12 protein-coding genes and 1 tRNA gene are annotated in these 12,065 nt (G+C 41.7%); all 13 read right to left on the bottom strand.

Annotated elements, in window-relative coordinates; genetic code table 11:
- Positions 1-93: 93 nt before the first annotated feature.
- Positions 94-170, bottom strand: a tRNA-Arg gene (locus tag M3205_RS01985).
- A gap of 145 nt (positions 171-315) precedes the next feature.
- Complete coding sequence (locus M3205_RS01990; RefSeq protein ID WP_251168390.1) at positions 316-834, bottom strand: metallophosphoesterase; 519 nt, start codon at positions 832-834, stop codon at positions 316-318.
- On the bottom strand, positions 831-1,442 hold the full coding sequence (locus M3205_RS01995; RefSeq protein ID WP_251168391.1) for an XTP/dITP diphosphatase: 612 nt from the start codon (positions 1,440-1,442) through the stop codon (positions 831-833). The genes M3205_RS01990 and M3205_RS01995 overlap by 4 nt, the downstream gene beginning before the upstream one ends.
- Position 1,443: 1 nt before the next feature.
- Positions 1,444-2,214 carry a ribonuclease PH gene (gene rph / locus M3205_RS02000; RefSeq protein WP_251168392.1) on the bottom strand — a complete coding sequence of 257 codons (771 nt, stop codon included), beginning with the start codon at positions 2,212-2,214 and terminating at the stop codon, positions 1,444-1,446.
- Between the two features lie 147 nt (positions 2,215-2,361).
- Positions 2,362-3,429, bottom strand: a complete 1,068-nt coding sequence (locus tag M3205_RS02005; RefSeq protein ID WP_251168393.1) for a GerMN domain-containing protein — start codon at positions 3,427-3,429, stop codon at positions 2,362-2,364.
- A 159-nt stretch (positions 3,430-3,588) separates the two neighbouring features.
- A complete protein-coding gene (gene recQ, locus M3205_RS02010) occupies positions 3,589-5,775 on the bottom strand; it encodes a DNA helicase RecQ (RefSeq protein ID WP_251168394.1) in 2,187 nt (728 codons plus the stop codon).
- 93 nt (positions 5,776-5,868) lie between these two features.
- Positions 5,869-6,663 (bottom strand): glutamate racemase, encoded by a 795-nt coding sequence (gene racE, locus M3205_RS02015; RefSeq protein WP_285885944.1) that lies wholly within the window; start codon positions 6,661-6,663, stop codon positions 5,869-5,871.
- Positions 6,664-6,673: 10 nt separating this feature from the next.
- The gene (locus M3205_RS02020) at positions 6,674-7,132 is read right to left on the bottom strand and encodes a MarR family winged helix-turn-helix transcriptional regulator (protein ID WP_035330244.1); all 459 of its coding nucleotides are present in this window, start codon (positions 7,130-7,132) and stop codon (positions 6,674-6,676) included.
- Between the two features lie 159 nt (positions 7,133-7,291).
- On the bottom strand, positions 7,292-7,516 hold the full coding sequence (locus M3205_RS02025) for a helix-turn-helix domain-containing protein (protein ID WP_009333184.1): 225 nt from the start codon (positions 7,514-7,516) through the stop codon (positions 7,292-7,294).
- Positions 7,517-7,663: 147 nt separating this feature from the next.
- The gene (locus tag M3205_RS02030) at positions 7,664-8,128 is read right to left on the bottom strand and encodes an acyl-CoA thioesterase (protein WP_251168396.1); all 465 of its coding nucleotides are present in this window, start codon (positions 8,126-8,128) and stop codon (positions 7,664-7,666) included.
- A gap of 423 nt (positions 8,129-8,551) precedes the next feature.
- Positions 8,552-9,319 (bottom strand): succinate dehydrogenase iron-sulfur subunit, encoded by a 768-nt coding sequence (gene sdhB / locus M3205_RS02035; protein WP_251168397.1) that lies wholly within the window; start codon positions 9,317-9,319, stop codon positions 8,552-8,554.
- A gap of 3 nt (positions 9,320-9,322) precedes the next feature.
- The gene (gene sdhA, locus M3205_RS02040) at positions 9,323-11,083 is read right to left on the bottom strand and encodes a succinate dehydrogenase flavoprotein subunit (protein ID WP_251168398.1); all 1,761 of its coding nucleotides are present in this window, start codon (positions 11,081-11,083) and stop codon (positions 9,323-9,325) included.
- A 185-nt stretch (positions 11,084-11,268) separates the two neighbouring features.
- The gene (locus M3205_RS02045; RefSeq protein ID WP_251168399.1) at positions 11,269-11,877 is read right to left on the bottom strand and encodes a succinate dehydrogenase cytochrome b558 subunit; all 609 of its coding nucleotides are present in this window, start codon (positions 11,875-11,877) and stop codon (positions 11,269-11,271) included.
- Positions 11,878-12,065 lie beyond the last annotated feature (188 nt).

The raw sequence follows: 12,065 nt of genomic DNA on the forward strand, positions 1-12,065 counted from the left end.
CAGGTTCCTGCAATTAAAAATTAAAAACAAAAAAACCCACCAAAAAGGTGAGTAAAAATTCGGTAAGATATGTAATGTTTCCAGATGTGTAAATGGCGTCCCAGGAGAGATTCGAACTCCCGACCGACGGCTTAGAAGGCCGTTGCTCTATCCGGCTGAGCTACTGGGACATTTTGAAATTATTTACGTGATTGAGATTTATTAACTCAACGACAAGATTTATTATATTAAACAAATGTTAAGAAGTCAACACTTTGTAAATTTTTTTTTATTTTTTGAGGGAAGACCGGGCTTCCCTCAATTATTATATTCCAATTAATCGCTTTTTACCAGTGAAAATCTTTGGGTCAGATCAGGAATCTTTCCATTGGAAAAGTCATACACATCCAGTGTAACATCTTTTCCCCTGTTTTCCAGTATGACATATGTCCTTTCATTTCTGCCTCTGGGGAGCCTTATGCTTCCAGGATTGATAAATAATATCCCCTCAGACATTTCAGCTCCCAGACTATGTGAATGGCCAAAACATACGATATCTGCCTTTAATTCACGAGCCCTGTATGACAGATTCATTAATGTGGACTTAACGGAATATTTATGACCGTGTGTGACGAAAAAGCGGAATTCTCCAGCCTCTTCTATTCTGTCCTCCGGAAAGTCTGCGTCAAAGTCACAATTTCCTCTTACTGCAGCGTAGCCCTTTAGTGATTCATCACCCGCTTGAAGCTCCGAATCTCCGCAGTGAATCATTAGATCCATATCAGGATGTGTATGACGAATTTGGCTGAGTTCAGAAGTTAATCCATGGCTATCGCTGACAATCAAAACTTTCATGAGTTTTCAGCTCCTGCCAAGAAAGAAGGCAGCAACTCCTCAAGCTTTTGAAGAGCATTCGCTCTGTGACTGATCTGGCTTTTTTCCTCAGGCATTAATTCAGCCATTGCTTTGCGTTTTTCTTCTGCAAAGAAAATAGGATCATAGCCAAATCCATTAGTCCCTCTTCTTTCTCTTAAAATATGCCCTTCACAAGTTCCTGCAACGGTTGCAGTCGTTTTACCGGGAGCAGCAATGGCAAGAGCGCAATAGAACCGTGCCCGCCGGTTGTGATCCGGAACTCCTTCGAGCTCACCGAGAACTTTGTCCATATTTTTCTGATCGTTTTTTTCCTCTCCTGCATAGCGGGCGGAATAGATGCCCGGCTTCCCTCCAAGCGCATCAATGATCAAGCCTGAATCATCTGCTATGACCATTCTTCCAAAAGCTTTGGACACGGCTTCCGCTTTAAGAATGGCATTCTCTTCAAACGTGCTGCCTGTCTCCTCAACGTCCTGAAAATCTGGATAATCCAGCAGGGTTTTCACCTCAAAACCAAGAGGCGTGAACATCCGCTCAAACTCTCTCGCTTTGCCTGCGTTGTTAGTAGCGATTATGACTTCCTGCATATTATGCCCTCCCCGCAACCTTGTCTCTTTTGCTTTGAATGCTTCCTGAGATATTCTCTCCCAATGCGGATTTCTGAAGTTCAAGCAGCTCTGATATCCCTTCCTGTGCGGCACTAAGCATTTCCTGCAGCTGCGCATAAGAAAAAGTCGCTTCTTCTCCAGTTCCCTGTAGCTCTACAAATTCCCCGCTGCCGGTCATAACGACATTCATATCCACTTCAGCAGAGGAATCTTCAATATAATTTAAATCTACAACAGCCTGCTTATCAGTAAGAATCCCCACGCTTGTGGCTGCAAGGAAGTCATTGATTGGATAGCTTGAAAGCTTCTTATTGCTGTAAAGCTTATCCATCGCCTGCGCCATTGCAATAAAGGCTCCTGTTATGGAAGCAGTCCGTGTCCCTCCATCCGCCTGTATTACGTCGCAATCAAGCCATACCGTTCTTTCGCCAAGTGCATCAAGGTCCACTACTGCGCGGAGTGCACGGCCGATCAGGCGCTGAATTTCCATTGTTCTCCCTGAAATTTTTCCTTTTGCTGATTCCCTGATGTTTCTCTGCTCTGTAGCTCGCGGAAGCATGGAATATTCAGCTGTTATCCATCCCTTCCCCTGTCCTCTCATAAAAGGAGGGACCCTTTCGTCAATGCTTGCTGTACAAATCACCTTTGTGTCTCCCACCGTAATGAGTACAGAGCCCTCAGGATGCTTTAAATAATCAGTTTCAATATGTATTGGCCTAAGCTGCTTTGGTTTACGTCCATCTGCGCGCATAAGCTGATTTCCCCCTTCATTTCCTTATACTGAACCTGGGCATTTGCCCAGTAATATTGGCATGCCTATTTTACCAACAAAGAAGAGGCGGCATTATATGCCAACCTCTTTTTCCCGTTACTATATAGTATAACAAAATCTAATATATTAAAAACTTCCTGTATTCACATTTTCAGGGCGTGTTACAGGCTCTGATAGTTTTTCCCCATCTTCATTAACAATCTCTGCTTTGCCATCCACAGTAACAGCCACGCTTTCGATGTCCTTTTGTTCAGTTAGGGAGAGGACAAGTGCATTCAGCAAATGCTTGGAGATCATTTTCTCTTCAAAGCTGCTGAACACATTTTCATTGAAGTTTAATGTAACTTTTCCTTCTACAATTTTAGGAGCTTCAAGCAACTCTACATCCGGAAGGAAATCTGTCACCAGATTGGAAGCATAGTTCGGCCCTTTAATCAATTCGGATACAACCGCTTCAACTTTATTGCCCACGTCGTTGCTTACACGCTTGGTAACGGGCACGTAATAATAATTTTCTTCATCCCCGCCCAGATAATAAACGGTTACCGGCTTTGTATTCGTGATATCTACTACTTCCGTTGTATCCATGTTTATTCCATTTGCTCTCGTTAAAGCCGAACTGACCGGAGTTCCATTCACTGGCATCTCTTTTAATTCATGTCCGTTTAATGTCAGCTTAACTTTATCAATGGAATCAAATTGTGTGAGTGTCCAGGTAACGGATTGAAGAATTTTCTTTTCATCTTCAGCTGCATATTCCTTAAATTCTTTTGAGAAATCGACGGTTGCCACTTTATCTTTAATATTTACAGAGACTTTAGTATCAGCCGGAAGGACTGCTCTGAAATTATTAGGAAGAAGCTCTGTAACAGGACCGTTCTCCACAAGGTACTCCAACGCCTGAGTAGCAACTGAGTTCGTTTTCGGTAGATCAATCGTCTGGGAAACAACATACCCATTTTTATCAATCAAGTAAAGCTCTGTTTTAAGATTTGCCGTAACACCCTCTTCATTTTCGGCTGTTTTTTTTCCTGTTGTTTCTTCAGCTACACTTTCGCCTTCATCGGTGTAAGATACTGCTTTTGGCGGATCGACCTTTTCTTTCCCTTGGCTTCCGAACAATCCGCAGCCTGATAACAATACAGATGAAACCAGCACAGCTGACACTATCGACGTTTTTTTATTTATAGACATACATAATCCCCCCTGAGACAGTTTGTACTACATGTATACGAGCCTATCTGTAATTTAGACCGTCTTTTGGGATAAAAGTGTGAATAGATTTTTGACAAATTTGGACAATCTAATATTCGACTGCCATAAAACATAGAAAAAAAGCCCCAATAAGGAGCTTCAATATTGCTTCTGCAGTTCGTCTTTTACCAGGACAGCTTTGATTTTAAAATAATCTATTTCATCCGGAAGTTCTTCTTTAATCGGCTTAAGCATATCCCTTCCAGTTTTTTCAGCTGCCTGTAAAATAAGCTTTTCTTCCATTTCATTGAAAATATCTGACCAGTCAATCGCATTCCCTTCTTTGATCGAGCGGAAAATATGCTCCTGAATCGTTATAGGGGAAAAGTTTCGCTTTTTGGCTATTTCCGTTATAGTATTTCCATTCTTATAATAATCAAAGGAAATCTGGTAGCTTGGACGGTCATCTTGTATTTCATCTGACATTGAAGGCGTATCCGCTGCAGGCATAGGGCGAATATTATGTTCTTCAGCAAATTCTTTGATTGCCTGAATAAAATATTCCCCATACTTATCAAATTTCATTTGCCCTACACCTTTAATATTTAACATCATGTCTTTGCTCACGGGAAAATAACGGCACATTTCTTTTAATGCGGTATCGGCAAATACAACAAAGGGAGGAACATTTTCTTCATCTGCAATCTTTTTCCTCAGCTTCCTCAGGATCTCAAAAAGTTCGATATTTTCATCTTCTTCCTGAACAGATACAGGGACACTAATTTTCATAGATAGTTTTTTCTGTCCTTTTAAGACAGGAATTGCATTTGCTGACAGCCTTACGGTCGGATATTTTCCATCTGTTAAAACCAGATAATCCTCAGCCAGCAGATAGTTGATCATCTCGGCAATCTCTTTTTCTTTGCGGTTTTTCATCAGCCCAAATGTGGAAAGTTTATTAAAATTAAGCTCGCGGATTCTTTTATTATTTGATCCTTTCAACACCTGTGCAGTCAAAGTAACGCCAAATCTTTCTTCCATCCGCTTAATGCACGAAAAAATCATTAAAGCTTCCTGAGTAATATCGATGCTTGTCCGTTCATCCAGACAGTTGCTGCATTTGCCGCAGAGGATAGGTTCGCCAGTCTCATCAAAATAATCAATGATATAGGATTGAAGGCATTTCTCTGTGTGGCAGTAATTAACCATATCCTTTAGCTTGCTGTATTCCTGCTCCATTTTCTGCGGATCCAGACTGCTCTCCTCAATCAAAAATTTCTGCAGCTGGATATCCTGAGGAGCAAACAGCAAATAACATATGCTATCCTCTCCATCTCTTCCTGCCCTTCCCGCTTCCTGATAATAAGCTTCAATGTTCCGCGGAAGATTATAGTGGATCACATATCTGACATTGGATTTATCAATCCCCATTCCAAAAGCATTTGTTGCGACCATAATATTTGATTCGTCATATACGAAGGCATCCTGTGCTTTTTTTCGTTCTTCTTCCTTTAAGCCCGCATGGTATTTAGCAACTGAGCAGTTCTTGTCTTTTAAGAACTGGTACAGTTGGTCTGTCTCCCTGCGGCTTGAAGTATAAATGATTCCCGCTTCGCTTTTATGTTTGTTTATGGTCTGCAATAGAAAATCTCTTTTGTTAACACCTTTCACTACCTGAAAGGAGAGGTTGTCCCTTGCGAAACCAGTTATAAACGTATTTTCCCCGGCGATGTTTAGAAGTCTGCGGATGTCCTCTGCAACATCCTGTGTTGCTGTTGCAGTCAAAGCAGCGATTACAGGTTTCTGGTGCAGATTGCTAAGCTCTGAAACAACGGAACGATAGCTCGGGCGGAAATCATGCCCCCACTGTGATATGCAATGGGCTTCATCAAAGACGATCGCATTGATTGAAATATCGTTTAACAATTGCAAAAAGGCCATGGAACCAAATCGTTCCGGCGCTACATACACGAGCTTATATTCTTCATTGCGTATTCCAGCCACAATGTGCTGATACTCTGCAGAAGACAGCGTGCTGTTTATATAAGCCGCCGGTATGCCCGCAGCGCTAAGGGCATCCACTTGATCTTTCATCAGGGAAATTAAGGGAGAAATCACAATGGCCGTTCCGGGGAGTACAAGAGCGGGTATTTGAAAGCAGATTGACTTTCCGCCTCCGGTTGGAAGAATTCCAAGAGTATTGGTTTGTGAGAGGATATTTTGAATAATTTCCTGTTGGCCGGGGCGGAAAGAAGTATATCCAAAATATTTCTTTAAATAGTTTTCGGCTTGTGCCAGCAAATTGACCACCAACTCAATTAAGTATAGTTTTTCTTTCAACTTCATGATACCAAAGCTTTTTTAAAAAGTAATCTAAAAGTACATGCCAAAATATTTAAAAAACACCTTCCGAAAAGGTTCAGAAGGTGTCTGCAGTTATTAAAACGAAATTTTTTCAACATCATTTACAGAGAACCCAAGCCACTTTGAGGCTATTTTAGAAAAAATGGCCGTGGAACCAGTTGTACAGAATTTATATTCCGGATTTTCATCCACAACTTTAAGCAGTCCATGGTGGTGCAGAATGGTACTGGCTTCCCTTGCTGTTTCCTCACCTGAGCTGATGACCTTTACTTTTTTACCCATTACATTTTTAATAATCGGTTCTAATAAAGGATAATGGGTACATCCAAGAATGAGAGTATCCATTCCTTTTCCTTTTAAAAACTGAAGCGTCTCAGCCACTATTTTTTTGGCAACTGATCCTTCGTACTCCCCGCTCTCTACTAGAGGAACGAATTTTGGGCAAGCCAGACTATGCACGACAGACCTGCTGTTTATCTGGATCAGCGCATTTTCATATGCCTTGCTTTTGATGGTGCCCTCTGTGCCAATGACACCAATTATATGATTTTCTGTCACTTTAATTGCAGTTCTTGCGCCTGGGAAAATGACACCGATAACCGGTATCGGCAGTTCCCTGCGTATTTCCTCCAGTGCGACAGCAGTAGCTGTATTACAGGCTATAACAAGCATTTTAATGTTTTCTTTAAGCAGGAACTCCGTCATTTTCCAGGTAAAGGATTTCACTTCTTCACCAGGCCGCGGGCCGTAAGGGCATCGTGCTGTATCTCCGAGGTATACAATATCTTCATTTGGCAGCTGCCTCATGATTTCTTTTGCAACAGTTAAGCCCCCCACTCCGGAGTCAATTATTCCTATAGGTTGTTTCAAAAATACCGCCTCATTCTCCGCGCATATCATGGTGTAATTTCATTAAGTTATCTTTTAAGAACAAGACCTCATTATGTGAAGAATTTTTAAGGACCTCTTTTAGGTAATCCTGGCGTTTTTTAATAACTTCTTCAATAATCCGTTCTCCTTCATCAAGCAGATGAATCCGGACTACTCTTCGGTCATTTGGGTCTTTCACTCTTTTAACTAGGCTGTTTTTCTCCATTCGGTCAACAAGATCGGTTGTCGTGCTGCAAGCAAGATACATTTTGTTTGACAGCTCGCCAATGGTCATATCGCCTTCTTCAAACAGCCATTGCAATGCCACAAACTGAGGAGGGGTAATAGTAAAGTCACTTAGAATTTCCCTTCCTTTTTGCTTAATAATGCCGGATATGTACCTCAAATCTTTTTCAATATCAGCTACAACATCATTTATTTCATTTGTTTTAGGATCTTCCAGCTTCATTCATAAACACTCCCATTTAAGCTTTTACGATGTTTTCTGCCCTTGTGCATTTATTTTCACCTTTTTCCGGATAAATTTCAAGACAGAAATAAATCCAATAATGAAATATTACCTATATAAATGTGATAACCGGCCTCCCAGAAGGATAGCCGGTCTAAATTAAAGTTCTAGCTCTCCCATTCGAAGGAGCTCTACAACAGCTTGTGATCGCCCCTTTACACCAAGCTTTTGCATGGCATTAGAAATGTGGTTCCGAACCGTTTTTTCACTTATAAACAATTCACCAGCGATTTCCCTTGTTGTTTTATCTTGTACTAACAATTCGAATACTTCTCTTTCTCGTTTGGTGAGTAACGGCTTGTGAGTATATTCATTCTCCTTCAAGTATTGTAACCCTCCTTGCCTTTCGCCAGCTATGAACCGCGGGATGGGTATATATTTAGTCACCATATCATATGTCAGCAAAACAGCCGAAGTGACTATATTTAGTGAAAGGAGAAAGTTATTTTCAGGAAATGTGCCATTGTGCCGCTAGGCTTGGACTTTAACCCCGCTTTTCAGCATTTCTTTCATATTTTCGGTCCAAGGCACACCCTTGCCCGTCACCTTTGATATCTGCACCATCGTCCCTCTGCCGGTGAAGCAAACTGAACCGTCTGATTTCCTGCCCATATAATGAAGATCAACAGAAGAATTCCCTATTGAAGCAGCTTTTACGTATATTTGTATCTCTTCATCAAAGAAAACCTGGCTGATAAAATCGCATTGGAGGTCTGCTACGACTGGTATGGTTCCACTATCATGCTTTACCCAGTCCTGCATGAGGCCCTTGCTTTTGAAAAATTCTATCCTTGCTTCTTCATAGTATGTAAATGGGATGGTATTGTTCAAATGTCCAAACATATCAGTTTCAGAAAATCTGACTTTTACTGGATGAAAGAAAACGAATTCTTCTTCCCATTTTTTAAAATCGTCAATATAGCTCAATTTTTTCATGCTGGTTCCTCCCGGTTATTTATGAATGACCATTCACTCGTTTTATTTTATTATAGTGTTTTTTTGAATTGTTTGAAAACCTTTCATCATGTAAAATAAAGGATTTTTTTAGATTGTTGTTCTTTGGTTTATGAATTCTGTCCGTTGATTTACGCTGCAGGCAAGCAGCAAACCCGCGGGAGAGATGCGAGCCTCCTCTGCTTCGCTTGCGGGGTCTCACACTTCCTCTCCTCCCGCAGGACATTGAATAAACTAGCTCGAAACAACACCGCACGAAGTAAATGCGTTAGAATTTTAGAGGATCAAGTGCCCACAGGGAAAACATCTCAGCAAATTAAACTAAACTATGAAAAAAACCTAAATAAAAGACTATGCAAATATAGACTAAAACCCCTCTCCGAAAGGAAAGGGGTTTTATCAATTTTAGATCTGGTCGCTTCCAAAGAAGTTTTTGAAAGACTGGAATGTTGTATCGCGGTTTAGTGCCGCAATGGATGTTGTTAAAGGAATGCCTTTCGGGCAGGACTGTACGCAGTTTTGAGAGTTCCCGCAATTGGCAAGTCCGCCATCACCCATGATTTGCTCCAGACGTTCTGCTTTATTCATTTCACCAGTTGGGTGAGCATTAAACAAGCGAACCTGTGATAAAGGAGCCGGTCCAATAAAGTCAGATTTGCTGTTAACATTCGGACATGCTTCCAGGCAAACACCGCAAGTCATGCACTTTGAAAGCTCATATGCCCATTGGCGCTTTCTCTCAGGCATACGCGGTCCAGGTCCCAAATCATACGTGCCATCGATTGGAATCCATGCTTTAACTTTTTTCAGGGAATCAAACATACGGCTTCTGTCGACCTGCAGGTCACGGACCACCGGGAACGTGCGCATTGGCTCAAGACGGATCGGCTGTTCTAGCTGATCTACAAGTGCCGTACATGATTGGCGAGGCTTTCCATTAATAATCATGGAACAAGCACCGCAGACTTCTTCAAGGCAGTTCATATCCCATGTGATTGGAGTAGTATCTTCACCCTTCACGTTAACCGGATTACGGCGAATCTCCATAAGGGCTGAAATAACGTTCATGTTCGGACGGTAATCAATTTCAAACTCTTCCTGATAAGGGGCTGAATCAGGAGTATCCTGGCGGCTGATTACAAAACGGACTGTTTTAGTTTTTGTTTCTTGCATGTTTTAGTTCTCCCCTTTCTTTTTTGAATAATCACGCTTACGAGGTGGAATTAAGCTTACATCAATTTCTTCGTAATGGAATGCAGGTGCGGAATTTGCATCAACAAACTTCGCCATTGTTGTTTTCATGAATTCTTCATCATTGCGTTCAGGGAAGTCCGGCTTATAGTGTGCACCGCGGCTTTCATTACGATTATAGGCACCAATTGTAATAACACGTGCCAGTTGAAGCATATTTTGCAGCTGACGCGTAAAGCTTGCACCCTGATTGCTCCACTTCGCAGTATCATTAATATTAATGTTTTTATAGCGCTCCATAAGTTCAACAATTTTTTCATCTGTTTTCAACAGCCTGTCATTATGGCGGACAACCGTTACATTGTCTGTCATCCACTCACCAAGCTCTTTATGAAGGACATAGGCATTCTCTGTGCCATCAAGAGACATGATATTATTCCATTTTTCTTCTTCCTGTTTTACATGGCGGTCAAATAGTGATGATGGCAGGTCTTCTGCACTCTTATCCAATCCGCTGATATACTTGACTGCATTCGGGCCAGCTACCATACCGCCATAAATGGCAGATAGCAGTGAGTTGGCACCAAGACGGTTTGCACCATGCTGTGAATAATCACATTCACCGGCTGCAAACAAGCCAGGAATATTTGTCATCTGATCATAGTCAACCCATAATCCGCCCATTGAATAGTGGACAGCAGGGAAGATTTTCATTGGCACTTTACGAGGATCTTCACCTTGGAATTTCTCATAGATTTCAATGATTCCGCCAAGCTTTATATCAAGCTCTTTTGGATCTTTATGGGAAAGATCAAGATATACCATGTTCTCGCCATTAATGCCAAGCTTCTGGTTAACACAAACGTCAAAAATTTCACGTGTTGCAATATCACGAGGCACCAGGTTTCCGTAAGCCGGATATTTCTCCTCAAGGAAGTACCAAGGTTTGCCATCTTTATATGTCCATACTCGTCCGCCCTCACCGCGTGCAGATTCACTCATTAGGCGAAGCTTATCATCACCAGGGATGGCGGTTGGATGAATCTGAATAAATTCTCCATTTGCGTAATAAGCGCCCTGCTGATAAACAATTGAAGCCGCTGAGCCTGTGTTTATGACAGAGTTAGTGGATTTTCCGAAAATAATTCCCGGTCCGCCGGATGCCATAATAACGGCATCTGCAGCAAAAGACTTAATTTCCATAGTAGTCAGGTTCTGGGCAACGACACCCTTACAAGCTCCATCATCATCAATGACAACTCCCAGGAATTCCCATCCCTCATACTTTGTCACTAATCCTGCCACTTCATGGCGGCGGACCTGCTCGTCCATTGCATAAAGAAGCTGCTGTCCAGTTGTAGCACCGGCAAACGCAGTACGGTGATGCTGTGTTCCACCAAATCGGCGGAAGTCCAGCAGACCTTCGGGTGTACGGTTAAACATAACACCCATACGGTCAAATAAATGAATGATACCAGGTGCAGCCTCAGCCATTGCTTTTACAGGCGGCTGGTTTGCAAGGAAGTCCCCACCATAAATTGTATCGTCAAAATGAATCCAAGGAGAATCGCCTTCCCCTTTTGTATTTACCGCTCCGTTGATGCCGCCCTGGGCACAAACAGAGTGAGAACGTTTAACCGGTACCAGAGAAAATAATTCAACCGGAGTCCCAGATTCTGCTACTTTAATTGTCGCCATCAAACCGGCTAGTCCGCCGCCGACAACTATAACTTTTCCTTTACCCATTGTGACTCACTCCCTTAATACTTGTATGAAAAGCGCCAGCAACCGCTTACCGGTACCCTTGAGGCCTTCCGATGGCGTTTATTCTGCAAAAATGCTGATTTTGCCTTTGCGCTTTCAATAATGCGGAGCCGGGCAGCTGCCCAATTCCTTTTTATCCGATCAAATCTAATAATCTTTCATGTCTATTAAATAAATGCTGTAAGAGCACGTACGCCAACAATAGATAGTGCGATGAAAATTCCGATGGTTACGTAAGTGGAAATAACTTGTGAACGAGGAGATACTGTAAATCCCCAGCTGACAAGAAATGACCAAAGCCCATTAGCAAAGTGGAAAATTGCTGAAATGACACCAAAAATATAGAACCAGAACATAAATGGATTCGACAGGATGTTCTCCATCATCTGAAAGTTAACTTCTGCTCCAAAGGCAGCCTGTACACGTGTTTCCCAAACATGCCATGCAACAAAAACGAGCGTAATAACACCTGAAACACGCTGAAGCATAAACATCCAGTTGCGGAAATATCCATATTTACTTGTGTTATTTTTCGCAGTAAAAGCAATATAAAGGCCATAGATTGCGTGGAACAGCAAAGGTAAATAGATTACAAACGTTTCAAGGAATATTCTAAATGGAAGACTTTCCATAAAATGCGCTGCATTATTAAAAGATTCCTCTCCCCCTGTTGCAAAATGGTTCACTACAAGGTGCTGCATCAAAAACAATCCAACTGGTATTACGCCAAGCAATGAATGCAATCTGCGATTAAAAAACTCACGATTACCTGCCATAAACTTTCCCCCCCTGATTTTTAAAAAATGATGCTGAGCCCCCGCTCAGGACATCATCTCGAAAATGTTATTCATTTTCTTACAATTATGTGACATGTCCATTTTACTCCCAAGATAATAGAGCGTCAAGAAAACGGATACATAAAATGTTCCCTATTAATAAAATTTTTAAAAAATATTAAAGCCGG

The organism is Cytobacillus firmus (assembly GCF_023715565.1).
GTDB lineage: Bacteria > Bacillota > Bacilli > Bacillales > Cytobacillaceae > Cytobacillus > Cytobacillus firmus_C.